Source organism: Ruegeria sp. CI8, from assembly GCF_056536865.1.
The window spans coordinates 135,593-152,364 of the sequence record NZ_JBQFQL010000003.1; the positions used below are offsets into that span (position 1 = coordinate 135,593).

Sequence of the window (16,772 nt, forward strand, 5' to 3'; positions counted from 1 at the left end):
GAGGCGGCCCCATTAAAGTCAAATTTGAAACGTCTAACCGTTCTCAAGTGTCCTGCGGTTGTGTTGGTTGTGTGTTCGCGGGCTGATTGCCCGGTTATTTTGGCCGCAAGTTTTTGGAATGATGGGCGGGAAGAAATGAACCACAATCAGGCTGTCGGTGCATCGCACGACGAACCTCAAATTCAAGGTCTGCAACCGGGCGCGAAACTGCTGCGCGGCCAGTACGAAATTCTTCGCTTCCTCAGCAATGGCGGGTTCGGCATCACGTATTTGGCGCGTGACAGCCTGGAACGCGATGTGGTCATCAAGGAATGCTATCCGGGTGCCTTGTGCCGCCGCAACGGTGACCTGGTCGAACCCAATGATCCGGCCTTCAAGGACGACCTGCGCGCGATCATCGACCTGTTCATTCAGGAAGCCCGCAACCATGCTCGCCTGGTCCACCCCAATATCGTCGACGTGCACCAGGTCTTCGAAGACAACGATACTGCATATATCGCGATGGACCTGATCCGCGGATGCGATCTGCTGGATTACATCGAGGACCCCAAGACCGAAACCGGCCCGGACTTTATCGTCCAAGTCACCGAAAAGATGCTGTCCGCGGTGTCGTTCATCCACCAAAGCGGGATGCTGCATCGGGACATTTCGCCCGACAACATCCTGATCGACGAAAACGGCGAACCGATCCTGATCGATTTCGGCGCCGCGCGCGAACAGGCTGCCAACCAATCGGCGGCGCTGTTGACGCTTCGGGTGATCAAGGATGGGTACTCGCCGCACGAGTTCTACGTGCGCGGCTCGGAGCAGGGTCCCAGCAGCGACTTGTATGTGTTGGCGGCAACGCTCTACCACGCGATCAGCGGCGAGCGCCCGATCGACGGCCAATCGCGCCTGAATGCCTTCAACAACGGCCAGAAAGATCCCTATCAGCCGCTGACCGGTCGCTTCCAGGGTTACCCCGATGGCTTCCTTGAGGCGATCGACAAGGCCATGGAGGTCCACGCGACCGACCGCCTTCAATCCGCACTGGACTGGTTGCGGATGTTCCGCGGCCCCGGTGTCGAATTCGACAGCTTTGCCTATCGCCCCGTTTCGGTAATTGTCGCCTTGGACCGCAAGGACGAAGAGGCCGAAAAGGCCCGTATCAAGGCGGAAAGCGAAAATGCCGAAGCGGTGGTAACAGCCCTGCTGGCCGGTAATTCCGATCTGGCTCTTGGGCATGGCGAAAAGAACGACGACGGTCCGGCAAGTTTTGCCCAGAAGGACGAGCCCGCAGCGGCAGTGGATACGGTCGTCCAAAAAGGATCGGGCGGCAACGGCAAGTTGATCGCGGGTGTCGCCGCAATCACGATTCTGGCCGCTGGTGGCTTCTTCCTGATGTCCGGCGGCTCCACCGAGACGGACCCGACACCGATCCAGACCGCGACGCCCACCGAACCGGCCGAACCTGCCGAAACGCAGACGGCCGAACCAGTGATCGCACCCGAAACGACCAAGGCAGAAGAAACCGCAGCAGCAACCGAAACAGAACAGCAGGTGGCAGAAGACCAGCCTGTCGAGCAGGCCGCAGCGGCTCTCACACCGCCGGCGGTGGAAACACAGGAAGAAGCGGCGCAGCCCGAAGAACCTATCGAAGTGGCGGCGGTTACACCGAGCGCTCCGGTCAATCTGGCCGAGACCCAAGTCAGCTATGCCCATTGGGATGTCAAAATCCCGTTCTCGACTTCGCAGCGGCGCGCCTCGACCGGAAACATCATCGCCATCACCGGTGTGGATGCCGACCAGGACATGTCCACGATCGGTGAATGGGTTCAGCGAGGCGCAGCGATCTATACCCTGAACGGCAGCCCTGTGCGCGCCGGAACGACGCTTGCCGCACAGGTTCTGGACAACCTCCAGGTTGACCCTGACGGCTATATCCGTGTCGCGGCGCGGTATCGCCCCATCGGACAGACCCGCGCGCAGAACGGCCTCCTGGCCCTGCCCGCAATCCGCGAGTTTGGGCTGGCCAACGGTTACTCGTTCGAAGCCCGCGGCGCCGATTTGCCCGAATGGCAGACGGTTGTTTCCGGAGCACCGGCCGCAACGGCAGGTGGCCTGCAGACCGGCGACATTCTTGTCCGCGAGACTGTCTCGGGAACTGAGATGATTGCTGCCGACAGTCTGGATACCGCGCTGAACGCGTTGGTTTCCGAAAACAAGCCCGAAGCACGGTTGGTTGTGCTTAGAAACGGGTCGGAAACAACCGCCGTGATGCCTTTGGCGCAGGAGTGATCATACCGGTACGTATTTGATCCGCCAGTTTGTGTTTGCTGAGGAGGATGCCGTGTTTTGGCCCTCCTGGTGGGGGCCGGCCCGCCGCGAAAGGTAAGAGTGTTTCAGGTTTCCAACTTCATAAGTGCCGCTGCGCCATGCGCAGAGGTTCGTAGCAGCCCCACGGGTCACCTAAGCCCGTGCAAGTAGTCAAAAGGTGTCGACACCATGTTCAAATACAAAAGCCCACTCAGCCGGCTTCTCGAGGGTGCCGGCAAAACCAAAGAAGCCGAAGGGTCGGAACCCGAAGTTGAAACGACCGACAAGGCCGAGCCGATTGCGGACTTCAATGCACTGCGCCAGGCTCTGGCTGGTGGAAACCTGAGCACGGACAGCTACGAGGAAACCGACGAGCTGATTCCGGAAGAGAAGATGCCCGATTTCGCCGAGACCGAACAGACGGTGGAAGAGGCAACAGAAAGCGAAGAAACAGCCGAAGCCGCGCCTGAAGCGCCGGAAGAAGCCGAACAGGTCGTGACGCTGCACGTTGCGGCAACCGAAGAAGAAGAAGAGACCATCCAGTCGGTCATGGCCGAAACTGCCGAACCCGATCTGGAGGAAGTCCGAGAGGAAGAGGCCTCGGCGCCGACCCCGTTCGAGTTGCCGGAACCCATTGCAATCGAAACTGCCCCGGACGAAGCAGCGGCAGATGCCGAACCTGTGGCCACCGAGCCCGAAGAACCCGAAGCCGCCCCGGAAGCCGCCCCGGAAGCCGCCGAAGCGCCGGCCTCGGATCGTCGGTCGCGCGTCAAGACCACCTTCCTCGGGTTCGAGCGCCCTGACACACATGTGCAGGAACTGATCGAAACAGCCGAGCCGGTGGCCAAGACCGAAACCGCAGGCGCGACATTCCCGGTCGGTTGGCTGGCAGTAACCAGTGGCCCCGGGCGGGGGTCCAGCATCACGCTGACCGAAGGGCTGATGCAGATTGGCCGCAACGATGACCAGGCGATCCAATTGGATTTTGGCGACACCGGGATTTCGCGGTCGAACCACGCCGTGATTGCCTATGACCCCGAAGACCGCAAATGCTATCTGGGCCATGGCGGCAAGGCAAACCTTGTGCGCCTGAACGGCAAACCCGTCCTCAGCACCGTGCCGCTGTCCAGCGGCGACCTGATCCGCATCAGCGAAACATCGCTGCGGTTCGTGGCCTTCTGTGACGAAAACTTCGACTGGCGGGACGCATAACGGATGCTGGCTACTCCGGCATATGACATTGCACTGATCCTGGATCAGGGTCAGCGCGACACGCAGGAAGACGCGGTTGCCTCGCGGGTCTTTGATGCCGCCAACGCCGGTTATGTCGTGGTGGCAGACGGCATGGGTGGTCACGCCGCAGGCGAAGTGGCCTCGGATCTGGTGGTCAAGTCCTGGTGCGAAGTGCTCGACACAGTTCTGGAAAATCCGGAATTGACCGAGAATACGCTGCTGGATGCGCTGCCCATGGCCGCAATGCAGGCCAACGCGGCCGTAGCAGGATATGGCGACGACCAGCAACAAGGCTTCAACATGGGCTCGACCCTGCTGGGAGTTCTGCTGCTGGGCAACAAAGTGTTCTGGATCTCGATCGGCGACAGCCCTTTGTACCTGTTCCGCAACGGCGTGCTGTCCCAGATCAACGAAGATCACTCGATGGCACCTGTCATCGACGCACAGGTGACCCGAGGGGAGCTGTCCGAAGCCGAAGCGCAGTCCCATCCCGACCGCAACCAGCTGACCTCGGTCATCATGGGCGCGGCGATCCCCAAGGTCGACTGCCCCGAAGACGCACTGGAACTGACGACCGATGACATCCTCATCCTCGGCAGTGACGGGCTGCAGTATCTGGGCAACCACGACATCCAGTCCATCCTTCAGGACAACGCTTCGGCCCTCTCCCAGGACATCGCCGACAGCCTCCTCAAGGCACTGATCGCCAAGGGTGATCCGGATCAGGACAACATTTCAATCGCCGTAATTAAAACGGCCCGACAATAACAAAAGCAAAGCAACAGGACCCATGAGAACACACCTGATCATATCCAGCATTGCCCTGGCGGCAGCAACGGGGGCAGCCTCGGCGCAAGAGGCATGCTCGACCTACGAGATCCAGCGCGGCGACAGCCTGCGTGAACTGGCCATCAAGGTCTATGCGACCGAAGACTATCGCATCATCTACGACGCCAACCGCGACACGATCGGGTCCAACCCCAACATCATCCGCGTCGGCGACGTTCTGACCTTCCCCTGCCTCGAGGATGTCGGCCGCGCCGCGCCTGAACCGGAAACCGAGGCCGAGCGCATGGCCGCCGAGATGGCAGCCGAACTGGTCAAGGCCGCGGAAGAACGTGCCGCCAAGGCCATTGCCGAGGCCGAAGCCCGCGTTGCGGAGGCCCAGCAGGCCAGCGACAAGGCTGTCATCGAAGCCAAGGCCGCCGCGAAGAAGGAAATCGAGGCCGCCCGCGCAGAAGGTGCCGCGTTGATCCGCAACGCCGGTGACGGCACCCGCCCCGAGATCCGCGACCGGCAGTTGCTGCTGATCACCGGGGGCAACTACGCGCCGTTTACGGACGAAGCCCTGCCCAATCGCGGTCTGTACACGAACCTAGTCGAAACCGCGATGCTGCGGGCGGCGCCGGAACAGGCCTACAAGATCCAGTTCGTGAACGACTGGTCGTCGCATCTGGACCTGCTGATGCCCACCCTGGCCTTCGATGCCACGTTCCCTTGGTCGCGCCCAAACTGCGAAGAAGCCGAGACACTTTCGGAAAGCGACCGGAACCGGTGCGAGACCTACAACTTCTCGAACCCGTTCTATGAAGTGGTCGATACGTTCTTCGCGAAGGATGGCTCAGGCTACGAAACCTCGCTCAGCTACGCGGAATTCGTCGGCACCACGATCTGCCGCCCCGAGGGCTGGTCAACCTCGCATATGGACGCTGTGGGTCTTTACGAGCCTGCGATCACCATCTTGCGCCCCGTCGATCCGGACGAGTGTTTCCACGCAGTCATGGACGGGCGGGCTGACCTGGTCGCCATCGAAGCGCATCTGGCCGTCGAGGCCATCGGTCGGCTGGGCTACGAACACAAGATCATCGAAAACCCCAACCTGGCGGCGATCAAGTCGCTCAACGTCATGACCCACAAGGACAATCCGGATGGGGAAGCGATCCTCGAGACGCTCAATCAGGGTCTGGCGATCATGCAGCAATCGGGCGAATGGCGCGACATCGTCTCGACCGCCCTGCGGTACCAAATGGAAAACGGATAAGGGCCGGCAAGGTCTGACAAAACAAACGTCTGGAGGAAGTGGACATGTTTGAAATCAATCTGAAGAAACTGGTGGCGGCAGCCACCGCAGCAACCGCCCTCAGCGCCGGCGCCGCCGCCGCTCAGGAGGCCTGTACCAACTATACGGTTCAGGACGGTGACACGATGGCAACCATCGCCATCGCGGCCTACGGCACATCGAACTACCAGCCGATCTTCAACGCAAACCGCAACGTCATCACCAACCCGAACTCGCTTGAGCCGGGCATCGTTCTGGCCCTGCCCTGTGAAGACGGCAGCCTGCCGAATGGCCGCAGCGCGCAGGAAATCATCGCCGCGGAAGAACAGCGCGCTGCAAGCGTGAAACGCTCGAGCGTCTATGAGCCGCCGATCAAACTGGTCACCGGTAACGGCTGGGCGCCCTTCGCAGATGAATCGCTGAATGGCGGTGGCATCATCCCGCGTCTGGCAACCACCTCGTTGCAACGGGGCGGCAACGCCCGCGACTATTCGGTTAGCTTTGTTGACGACTGGAATTCGCACCTGGAAACCCTGCTGCCGCTGGGCGCGTTCGACGTGTCGATGGCATGGAACATGCCGGACTGCACCAACCGCAGCTACGAATGGTCCTGGGAAACCGAGGTGCGCTGCACGCAGTTCGACTCGTCGGTCCCAGTCTATGACATCGTGGTCGGTTTCTACACCCTGCCCGAAAGCCAGTTTGCCAACGCGACCACCTTTGACGAGCTGAAAGGGTCGACCATCTGCCGCATGGACGGCTGGTTCATCCACGATCTGGAACAGCAAGGTCTGATCAATGGCGACACCATCACCTTGATGCAGCCGATCACCGCGCGGGAATGTCTGGATGCCGTGCTGACCGGCACTGCAGATGTTGCAACCTTCGAGGTCCAGCTGTTCTCGGACACCATGGTTGAAATGGGCCTGAACCAGAACGACCTGATCGAGAACCCCTTCGTGACCTCGCTGTCGTCGCTGCGTTTCATCGCGCACCGTTCGAACCCGTTCGGCAAGCAGTACCTGGCCATGCTGAACAAGGGCCTGAACGAAATGCGTGAATCCGGCGAATGGTACGCGATCGTTTCGGACTCGCTGCGCGAGCACAACGACAAGCTGATGGCCGCGTCGAACTGATCCCTCGGTTCCGCGAATGACTGGGGCTGGTCGACTGACCGGCCCCTTTTTTATTCTCCGATCAACTGATCCAGCCGACCCGCAAGGCCGCCTGCGGGGATCAAACCCTCGACCTTGCGCAAAAGTCGCGCGCCGCCAAAGTTCAGCCACTGAGACTGCCGCAACGCCCAGTAAGCGGCTTTGGCAGTTCCCAAGGCCACGAGTTGGTCCCGTGAAACCATGAATGACCGAGGTTCCACGATCTCGTAGGGATGCAGATAAACCTGCGGCGGTATGCCGGCCTGTTCAGACCGTTCGATCAATGTCCTCGCCAGACCCGAAGTCATGAACTTCAGATAGCTGCCTCCCAGACGCACCATCGGCCCCCTGCCCGCCAATGGCGTCATGAACAACGGCAAGATCCGGAGCGTGGTCAGCCCCATTTCCTGCGAAAACCGATCACATTCCTGCACCGAGGCGAAGAATGACGAACAGTCGTAGTCGAAATGACGTTCAATCAGGCGGTACTGTTCAGGCGTTGCGCGGTTCAATCGAAAACGCGGGGCGCGAAACCCTCGAACAGGGGTGTTCCCGGCCTCTTCCAAAGCTTGCCGCGCCTGACCCAGCATACGGTCTGTGGTCTCCGCAGACTGCAGGTCCATGCTGTCATGAAAATAGTAGTGGCAAGCAACCTCGTGGCCCCGCCTTGCGATTTCGGCCACCAGATCAGGCGCATCGCGTGCTACGACTCCCGTGCAGAAGAACGTTGTGGGGCCACCGGTAGATCCGCCATGTGAGCGAAGGAAGCCATCAATGGTTTCAAAGCTTTGCCACAGCTCTTCAACTCTGAGGGGTCCGGTTTCCCAGACCCCCAGAAGGCGTTTCAGATCATGCGCAAAGTCTTCGAAATCGACGCTGAGAAACAGCCGGGTCACGCGACAGCTTGGGCCCGGGCGCTGTCATCCTTCAGCGCTTCGCGCAGCACGACATAGTCACCGATCACCAACGCATCCACTCCCGATGCGGCAAATGTCGCGCAAGCATCCAGAGGCGAATAGACGATGGGCTCCTGGATATTGAACGAGGTATTCAACAACACGGGCACTCCGGTCTTTTCACCGAACCGGGTCAACAAGGCGTGGTACAGCGGGTTCGCCGATTGCGACACCGTATGTACGCGTGCCGTCTGGTCAGTATGGGTGATTGCCGGGATGTCTGCCGCCCGATCGTCACGCACACGAGCAACGATGTTCATGTAGGGGCTGGTCTGATCAATCTCGAAAAAGGTCGAGGCCGCCTCCTCCGCAACGCTGGGCGCAAAGGGCCGGAAATGCTCGCGTTTCTTGATCTTGACGTTCAGATCGTCGCGAATGCTGTCCTTGCGTGGGTCTGCAAGGAAGGATCGGGCACCCAGAGCACGCGGGCCAAACTCTGCCCGCCCCTGGAACCAGGCGATGATCTTGCCTTCGGCCAGCAGGTCGGACACACGGTCCAGGAACTGGTCAACAGGCAAGGCCTGCTGCGGTTCCGCACAATACTGATCCAAGGCAGCGGTGATGTCGGCATCTGCCCAATCGGCACCCTGATATGGGCTGCGGACCGAGGGCAGATCGACCTGCTCGCTCGGAATGCAGGCCAGCGCTGCGCCAACTGCACAGCCAGCATCATGTGGGGCCGGTGGAATGATGACCTCGTCAAACGTGCCGTCCGCGATCAGCGTTCCATTCGCCGTGACATTTAGCGCGCAGCCGCCAGAAATTACCAATTTGCGCAGGTCCGGATTGGCTTTGCGGACCGGCTCCAGAATATGGTGCAGGGCTGCCTCGAACGCGGCTTGCACGGATGCCGCCAGGTCCATGTGGCGTTCGTTCGGCGCGGTGCCGGGCTCGCGCCGGGTGCCGAACAGTTCTTCCATACGTGGATGGAACTCGCCGCGCAGGGCTGAGTGATAGTCGCACAGCGCGGTGTTCACGCGGTAACCGCCGTCATCGTCCAGGATCAGAATTTCGCGCAGGATGGCGTCGCGATAGATGGGTTTGCCATACGGAGCCAAGCCCATCATCTTGTATTCGCCTTCCAGCATCTTGAAGCCAAGAAAACCGGTGAAGGTCGAGTAGAAATGACCCAGCGAGTTCGGCCAGCGATGATCCGCCAGACCTTCCCGCTTGCCGTTCCGCACAACTGACACGATGGTCGAGCTTTCCTCGCCTCCACCGTCATAGGACAGGGAAACGAAGCTGTCCCAGTCACGCATCGCCTCGGCGTACAGTTGATGGGTCAGATGGTGGTTGATGTAGTGCAACTTGAAATCGGCCGGACCATGCACAGCCGTCAGGATCTTGCGGATGCGGAACAGGTCCATCCAGCCGCTGTCCTGTGACTCGTCCGACGAGGCATCTGACACGAACAGTGCCCCGATCCGCGCCGTTACGCTTTTGGCGGCTGAGGGTCGCTGCAAAATCTTGCGCATCGTGCCCATACCTCGGCCGACCATACGCCACGGCTGCCAATAGACCGCAACCTCGTCGATGTCCGAGAACTTCAGCCCGGCAATGCGCAGAACTTCGGCGATCGCCTGATGGGGAAATGCCCCGTCATTCTTGACCCGCGTCAGCCGCTCTTCTTCGATTGCGGCAACCAGCTTGCCGTCCTTGAACAGCGCAGCGGCGCTGTTGCTCATTGTAGCTAAACCCAAAATTACTGACATAACCTAAAGCACCCTTGGCCAAAAAACTTGCCTGATAACGCGGCCACGTTAACGGTCAGAGGCTGGTAGGTGCAACCCGGATGAAGGTGCTGCTCGATCAAATCTCAGCCTTTCACGGCCAACCGGAAGCCATGCAAGTGTGATTCACCGGACTTGTCAGCCTGTTGCACCGGTCTGGTGCCGGGCACTGCGCAGGGTACGCAACACCCACCCAGTGAACAATCGCGCCAAAAGTGCTCTTTCGTTCACGAATAGCCACTGCGTTAAGCCCGACGGCAGCCGGTTGCGAACTTGGGTTCCCCCAAACACCGAGCTTCTGCTAGGCTTAATCGTGGCATTTGTTTTGGTATTCGTGGAATGGATTTGCGGTTAATTCGATCCGTCAGCGCCCCGGTATTTTTGACCCGACGGACTGTCACATCTGTTTGCGAGGCACCTGGTCTTTGGACCGTGACTTGTCGAGGGAAGGGCTATTCATGAAAATCCTGTCTTTCAAATCCGGACATGACGGCACAGTTGCAGGTGTCGACAGCACCGACGGGCGTCTGCTGTTTTCCTACGAGGCGGAAAAGAACAGCTTCCCCCGGTATACGCCGGTTACGCCTGACACGTTCATTGACGCGGGTCTATGGTTCAAGGATTTGCCGGATGTCCTGGCCCTCAGCGGGTGGTCAAGCAACGGGGCCGACCACGTTACAACTTCGGGGGCCGGATACTTCGGTATCGGCGCGGGGTCTGAAACAGCTGGCAAACGAACCTTTTTTGGCAAGTCGGTCGATTATTACTCTTCAACTCACGAACGGGCGCATATCTGGTGCAGCTATGCCATGTCCCCCTTTCGTCAGGGCGAGCCCTGTTATGTACTTCTGTGGGAAGGCGCATTGGGAGATTTCTACGAGATCGACAGCGACCTGACCATTCATCACCGAGGGCAGGTGATGACGGCCCCGGGCACACGCTTTGCGTTTCTCAATGCCCTCGCCGACCCCGACTTTCCGGTCACGGGCAACTCACCCCGGCCACAGGATCCCGGCCGCCTGATGGCAGCCTGCGCATTTGGCGAAGACGGTCCACCAGATGCGGATGAGACGGAACTGATCAACCGGGTGCTTTCCTCGGACCTGGGCGGCGACGCACTTCGCAAAAGCGATTATGTGAATTCACCCTTCTTCAACATTGGAACGGACAGCCAAAAGCTGAAGAACATGGCCACCAAGTTGTCCAAAGCGATATTCCAGAAGTTTCGCGACTATGCGGAACAGAACCTGCCTGAAAAGCATCCGCTGCTGATCGCCGGCGGGTGTGGCCTGAATGGACACTGGAATACCGCGTGGAAGCAAAGCGGGCTGTTCCGTGAGGTCTTCGTACCGCCGACGACCGGCGACTCGGGATGTGCTATCGGAACCGCCGTGGACGCGATGCGCCACTATACCGGCCAAGCCAAACTGGAATGGTCGGTCTATTCCGGCCAGTCCTTCTGCGACGACCGCATCGACACGCAGGGCATGACCGCAACCGAACTGAACCTAAACACGATCGCCAAAGACCTGCTGGACGGAAAGATCATTGGCTGGACCCGCGGTAATTGCGAGATTGGGCCGCGCGCTTTGGGAAACCGGTCGATCCTGGCCGCGCCGTTTTCCCCGGAGACACGTACGCGACTGAACCGGATCAAGGGACGGGCCAGCAACAGCCCAGTGGCGCCGTCTTGCCTGGAAGAGGATGCTGCACTGCACTTCGACATCAGCGCGCCCTCGCCATACATGATGGACTTTTACCGCGTTACCAATCCGGACCTGGCCGCAGTAACCCATGTCGACGGTTCGGCGCGGGTACAGACAGTCAACCGCAACCAGAACCCCTATTTTTATGACCTTCTGGCCGCGTTCAAAGCGGTGTCGGGGGTTGGCGTGCTCTGCAACACTTCGCTCAATTTCAAGAATTCCGGCTTCATTAATACAACCCGGGATCTGGCACATTACGCCCGCCAAGTCGGGTTGGATGGATTCGTCGCGGGCAATACTTATTACACATTCGACAACCCGCGTTGTTGACCGAACAAGCTATCAACCGAGCAACCGATCATAGATCTCGCAAACCCCGTTCACATGAATATCCAAACCAAAGTTTGCACGGGCATAGTTCTTTGACGCTTGTGAAATCTTCTCGAACAACGCTCTATCCTGATGCAACTTGCGCACAGGTTCCACGAATGCCTGAGGGTCGTCAGGGTCGACCAGCACACCGGTTTCCCAGTCCGTGATCGCTTCGATGTTGCCGCCGTGACGGGTCGCGATGACTGGAGTTCCCAAATACATCGCTTCGATCAACGTACGGCCAAACGGTTCGTCCAAAGCGGTCACCAGATTGGCATCCATTGCAGCCATGTACCCATCGATCGGCTGACGGAAACCCATCATATGGATATGCTCGCTGATCCCCGCCTCTTCTGCGATGCGAAGGCAGGTCTGGCGCAACGGTTCGTCCCGCTCGGCCGCGCTGCCGAACAAAAGACCATGCACCGGAGTGTCAGGCATCGCATTTTGCACAGCGGCGATGACCCTTACAAAATGGTCGGGACGCTTGCGCGTGACGAAGTTTCCGAAATACCCGAGAAGCAGCGCGTCATCGGGCAATCCCATCTCGGCGATTACAGCTGCTCGGGCTTCGGACCTATCCGGTGGGTGCGGGTTGAAATCAAATGGGCTGCGGATCACGGTGAACTTCTTGTCGACCGACCGCACCGGGTTGCTGGGCTTCGAAAAATGCGAAACGCTGATGATGTGGTCGGAAAATAGCGGCGCCAGTTTGTTGATCCCGAACGCGGTCGGATCCTGCCGGTGGTGCCAGATGTGTTTCCTGCCCGCCAGACGGGCCGGCAGCACCCAGTTGGCATGCATCCGACCTTCGTTTGTGTGAACGATGTCGGCATCGATGCGCTTTAGGACACTTGCCAGCCTCCATGCGCTGGAAGTCAGATATAGCCCCGGGCCACAATCGCGCGGATAGCTGAGCCCGCCCGGAGACATCAGGCTGGGATCGTGCAGGGTTTCGACGTCCAGTCCCAGCGATCGGGCATAATCCGCCGCCGGGCCGGCCTCGTAGTGGACCAGGATATGGGGCACATATTTCGACCGGTCTAACGCCGCCGCAAGTTTCAAGGCTGACACGTGACTGCCGCCAATTACGGTGTCACCTTCGAAGGGAAATAGAATACGTCTTGGCATGGATGGTCTCAAAATACTCGTGACTCAAGGGATTTAGGGACAGGGCCGGAAGATCACCAACCCATCATGTTTCGTGTTTTCTGGCCAGATAAGACCGGATGGCGAATATGCAGCCCACCGTCCAGACCAGATTGAACAACAAATGGGCCAGAGCAATACCCTCAATCCCCATCCAATACAGCAACGGCAGAAATGAGGCGGCAAAGATCACCGTCGCAACAATCGTCGTGCGCACAAGCGCACTGTCCAGCCCCATGCTCAGCAAGGCAGGGTTCAACACCAAGCCCCCCAGATACACGATCGCGGCATACATCAAGATCGTCATGACGGGCGCTGCGCCACGGAACTCTGGCCCGAACAGCAGAACGGCCAAATCTGGCATCTTCAGCGCCAACGGAATGGAGACCAGGATCGACACCCCGCAAACCGAGAGCGACACCAGCCGTACAAGACGCCAGAACCGGCCGAAATCGCCGACGGCCCATAGGCGGGTCATCTCGGGGTACAGGACTTGCCTGACGGGGCCGCCAATCCGAACAACATTGGCCATGATGCGCTTGCCCACCTGATAGAAGCCCACCGATGTCACGTCCAGCAGGGCGCCGACGACAAGTATGTCCAGCCGCTGAGTCGATTGTCGCAGGATTACGTTGAAATTCGAATTCCAAAGGAACCGCAGATACCCGGGGTTATGGGCAAAAGCCCGCCGCAGCGGCTGGGACAAAAACCTGTGCAAGTTGCGTTTTTTCAATTCGGCCAGTGCCAGAAAGAACGCAACCAGCCCGGTCAGGATCTGATGCATCAGCAACAGAGCCACAAATGCCCAGATCCCCAAGTCCAGCAGAAAGGCGATGATGACTCCGACAAGCCGAAGGCCGGCGATTACCATGTCCGAGATCGCCAGCACGTCGAACCGGTCGAAAATTCGAAGAACTCCAATGCCGGTTGGTCGGAGCGATAGAAACAACCCAAAGGCAACAAGCGTGATATAGGACGCGCCTTCAGGTTCAGACAGCCCGATGAACGGAGCAAGCTTTGGCGCCAGCATTATCGCCACCGAACCAGCCAGCAGCCCGCCAAGGCAATCGGTCACCACAGACATCTTGATCAATTGTCGGAATCTGTTCGGATCCTCTTCGATCAGAGCCTCGCTGCCGTACTTGATGGTTGCCTGCCATGGCTCGAGCCGGAACAACCTGTCCATCACCTGAATGTACGCGTCCACCAGCGCCAGAATCCCAACCGCAGCCGGCCCGATTGCGCGAGCCGTAAAGATGAGGCTGGCCAAACCGAACAGACCAACCAAAATCTGCGACAAGAACATCCATGACATGTTCTTGGCCAGCCGCTTCAACAGCGGCTTCGAGCTTGGCTCACTCATCGGTTCACGCGAAACCACGCGGCACTATCCACGCGGCGTTCAGGAAGCGGGTCATCAATTCACCCATGCACTCGGTACAATTCAATACGTTTCCAAAATTTGTGGCGGGTTAAGTCATGTTTCCGGTTGTTTCCGTTTCTATCATTTAGTTGTCTTGGATTATATCGTTTTACGAAAGCGCAGTTTGCCGATTGAATCCAGTACTGATTGTTGAAAGGGCTTTTGAAGTTGCGACAGAAACCAATTCTTGTTCGGAGCACCTGTCGGGGTGCCAACCGGTCCGAGTCGGATGCCGACCGCGCCCGGAGCCAGACTGAAAATACCCGGTCCGAAGGTTGAATACCCCGTCATGACCCGTGCACCCGTTCTTGTCCATATCGGCTATCACAAAACCGCTACGTCGTCCCTGCAACAGCAGCTGTTCTCGGCGCAGGACGCACCGTTCGCGACTCCGCATGGCGATCGCAAATACATTCTTTCAAACCGGATCGTACTGCCGCAGCCGATGACCTATGATCCCGCAGAAACTCGCGAGATGTACGAGAGTTTCCTGAAAAAATCGCAGGATAGCGGGCAGGTTCCGGTGTTCTCTCACGAGAGATTCTCTGGTTACCCGGCCAGCGGCGGGTTCGACAGCACCATCATTGCCGACCGTCTGCAACGCACGTTTCCCGACGCCTACATCTTGGTCGTATTCCGCGAGCAGTTGTCGTCGATCCTGTCGATGTACAGCCAGTACATCACCGATGGCGGCCACGGATCGCTCAAGACATATCTGTCCGAACCTGAACCGAACCTGCGACGTGCGCCGATGTTCTCGGAGGAGTTCTACCGGTACCACCGCTTGTTCAAGTTCTACCAGGACAAGTTCGGCAAGGATCGTGTGCTTGGATTGGCCTACGAACAGTTCATTTCCGAGCCGGATTCTTTTGTGGAAACCCTGTGCAATTTCGTCGGCGTCGAGCACAAGAAGCGCGAATTTGAAGTCACTAACGAGAAGAGATCGGAGTGTTTTCAGATTCTGCAGCGATTTGTTAATTTCACACTCAGCGACAACCAACTGAGCAAGGGCGCATTGTTGCCATTTCCGAATGCTACGCGCAGATTCGGAAAATTGAGCCGACCGATCGGGCGCATCTTTCCCGACAAGCTGGATCAGATGCTCAAAAACCGGCTGGTCGGCAGAATTCAGTCCCGATTTGACGGTGCCTTTGCTGAGTCCAACGCTGAACTCCAATCCTTGACTGGCCTCGATTTAGGTCAGTTCGGGTATCAGCTGCCTTCGACCACAACCGCAGTCTGAACTGCGCTTTTCTGCCCCCAAAAAACAAAATGACCAGCACCCCATATGCTGGTCATTTGTCGAGTGAGTGGTCGGGCCAACGGCCCCACCGGTCGAATTTCGTTGTTAAAATAAGGTTAGCCAGTCTCAGGCGGCCTGGGAATTAGGGGTTTCCCGTAGTTTCTGCAAATTCTTTCAAATATTCCCGTTTATCATTAAATAACAAATGCTTGGCGGAGCCACCACCCCTCAATTTGCCTCATCATCCCGGGTTTTGGTCGAAAATCCCATCTTGCCGAGAAGGATCGCATTGATCCGACGGACATCGAACGAATCCTCGGCACGTTTCCGCGATGCCTGACCCATTCGTTCCACCAGATCAGGACTCTCGACAAACGAGGCCATGGCGCGGCTCAGGGCCTCGGGGTTCCGGACCGGCACGACGTAACCAGTCTCGCCGCTGATGACCGGATCAGCGCAACCCGGCGCATCCGACGTGATGATAGCCCGCCCCGACGACATCGCCTCGAGGATCGTGCGCGGTATCCCCTCGCGGTAGGCCGACGGCAGCACGAAGACCGAACACGCTGCCAAATAGGGCCGGACGTCCGAAGTTTCTCCCAAGTATTCGATCACGCCTTCGCGCGTCCATTCGTCGATCTCGCGTTGGCCGATGGAATCCGGGTTGGCGTCCATCGGACCAAGCAATTGGCATCTTGCTTGGGGGTGCGTTTCTTTCAGTAAACGGGCAGCCTGAACGAAATCAAACACGCCTTTCTCGCGCAGCAGGCGCGAGATCATCAGAAACACAGGCGGCCCAGCTGGCGGATCGGTAAATCCGTAGCGATCCAGATTTACACCAGACCCGGGCACGATGCTGAGCTTGGCATCTGGTGCAACAAGGCGCCTTTCTCGGAACTCTTCGGCATCTGCGCGGTTGTAGACCAGCACCTCGTCCACACCTTTCAGCGCAATACGATACAGAACCGATGACACAGCACGAACCGCACGCCTCCGAAAAGTCAGGCCATGGGTGCTGTAGACATAGCCCAACCCGGTGTTCATGGCATAGATCCGGTCCACTCCCGCCCATTTTGCAGCCAGGCAACCATAGATGATTGGCTTCATGGTGTAGGCAAAGACAATGTCGGGTTTGAATTCCTTGAAAACGCGCACAAGAGCACGCAGCGTGCGCATGTCCTCAACCGGGTTCATCCCGGCACGTGACAGCGGAAACTGCACGAACTCCACACCGATTTCTGCGAGCGCAGTTTCCGTCGCTTCATGGCGCTCGGGACCGCAGGCGACGACCTCAGCCCGCTCCGACAACTCCTTCAGCAGGTCATAGCGAAAATTCAGCAAAGACGCAGTCAGATTGGCGACAACCACGATCCGTGGTCGCGCCCGCGTGGGGAGGGAGACCTGCGGTTTCAACTTTTGCAACAATGCCAACTCCTGATGGCAGAGCAGGCG

Annotated in this window: 12 protein-coding genes; 7 read left to right on the forward strand and 5 right to left on the reverse strand. The window is 58.6% G+C overall.

Annotated elements, in window-relative coordinates:
- Positions 1–135 precede the first annotated feature (135 nt).
- From ACR0DA_RS14035 to ACR0DA_RS14055, 5 genes are all read left to right on the forward strand, one after another.
- Positions 136–2,277 (forward strand): protein kinase domain-containing protein, encoded by a 2,142-nt coding sequence (locus ACR0DA_RS14035; RefSeq protein ID WP_480754523.1) that lies wholly within the window; start codon positions 136–138, stop codon positions 2,275–2,277.
- Positions 2,278–2,484: 207 nt separating this feature from the next.
- Positions 2,485–3,507, forward strand: coding sequence for an FHA domain-containing protein (locus tag ACR0DA_RS14040; RefSeq protein WP_260066579.1), 1,023 nt, complete (start codon positions 2,485–2,487; stop codon positions 3,505–3,507).
- 3 nt (positions 3,508–3,510) lie between these two features.
- Positions 3,511–4,296 (forward strand): PP2C family protein-serine/threonine phosphatase, encoded by a 786-nt coding sequence (locus ACR0DA_RS14045; protein WP_480754525.1) that lies wholly within the window; start codon positions 3,511–3,513, stop codon positions 4,294–4,296.
- A 22-nt stretch (positions 4,297–4,318) separates the two neighbouring features.
- Positions 4,319–5,569: a transporter substrate-binding domain-containing protein gene (locus tag ACR0DA_RS14050; RefSeq protein ID WP_170341687.1), complete on the forward strand. Its 1,251-nt coding sequence runs from the start codon at positions 4,319–4,321 to the stop codon at positions 5,567–5,569.
- Positions 5,570–5,613: 44 nt separating this feature from the next.
- Positions 5,614–6,723: a transporter substrate-binding domain-containing protein gene (locus ACR0DA_RS14055; RefSeq protein WP_170365726.1), complete on the forward strand. Its 1,110-nt coding sequence runs from the start codon at positions 5,614–5,616 to the stop codon at positions 6,721–6,723.
- Between the two features lie 50 nt (positions 6,724–6,773).
- On the opposite strand, the gene ACR0DA_RS14060 is transcribed toward ACR0DA_RS14055, so the two are convergent.
- A complete protein-coding gene (locus ACR0DA_RS14060) occupies positions 6,774–7,637 on the reverse strand; it encodes a polysaccharide deacetylase family protein (RefSeq protein ID WP_480754527.1) in 864 nt (287 codons plus the stop codon).
- Positions 7,634–9,409 carry a carbamoyltransferase family protein gene (locus tag ACR0DA_RS14065; protein ID WP_480754529.1) on the reverse strand — a complete coding sequence of 592 codons (1,776 nt, stop codon included), beginning with the start codon at positions 9,407–9,409 and terminating at the stop codon, positions 7,634–7,636. The genes ACR0DA_RS14060 and ACR0DA_RS14065 overlap by 4 nt, the downstream gene beginning before the upstream one ends.
- Before the next feature lie 476 nt (positions 9,410–9,885).
- On the opposite strand from ACR0DA_RS14065, the gene ACR0DA_RS14070 reads away from it, so the two are divergent.
- Positions 9,886–11,463 carry a carbamoyltransferase C-terminal domain-containing protein gene (locus tag ACR0DA_RS14070; protein WP_480754531.1) on the forward strand — a complete coding sequence of 526 codons (1,578 nt, stop codon included), beginning with the start codon at positions 9,886–9,888 and terminating at the stop codon, positions 11,461–11,463.
- A 12-nt stretch (positions 11,464–11,475) separates the two neighbouring features.
- Here ACR0DA_RS14070 and ACR0DA_RS14075 read toward each other — a convergent pair whose 3' ends face one another.
- Together ACR0DA_RS14075 and ACR0DA_RS14080 are read right to left on the reverse strand one after the other, a co-directional pair.
- Complete coding sequence (locus tag ACR0DA_RS14075; RefSeq protein WP_480754533.1) at positions 11,476–12,636, reverse strand: glycosyltransferase; 1,161 nt, start codon at positions 12,634–12,636, stop codon at positions 11,476–11,478.
- Positions 12,637–12,700: 64 nt separating this feature from the next.
- Entirely contained in the window at positions 12,701–14,017 is a 1,317-nt protein-coding gene (locus tag ACR0DA_RS14080; RefSeq protein ID WP_480754535.1) for a lipopolysaccharide biosynthesis protein, read from the reverse strand.
- A gap of 289 nt (positions 14,018–14,306) precedes the next feature.
- On the opposite strand from ACR0DA_RS14080, the gene ACR0DA_RS14085 reads away from it, so the two are divergent.
- Complete coding sequence (locus tag ACR0DA_RS14085) at positions 14,307–15,320, forward strand: sulfotransferase (protein ID WP_480754536.1); 1,014 nt, start codon at positions 14,307–14,309, stop codon at positions 15,318–15,320.
- A gap of 228 nt (positions 15,321–15,548) precedes the next feature.
- Here ACR0DA_RS14085 and ACR0DA_RS14090 read toward each other — a convergent pair whose 3' ends face one another.
- Entirely contained in the window at positions 15,549–16,742 is a 1,194-nt protein-coding gene (locus ACR0DA_RS14090) for a glycosyltransferase family 4 protein (RefSeq protein ID WP_217353973.1), read from the reverse strand.
- Positions 16,743–16,772 lie beyond the last annotated feature (30 nt).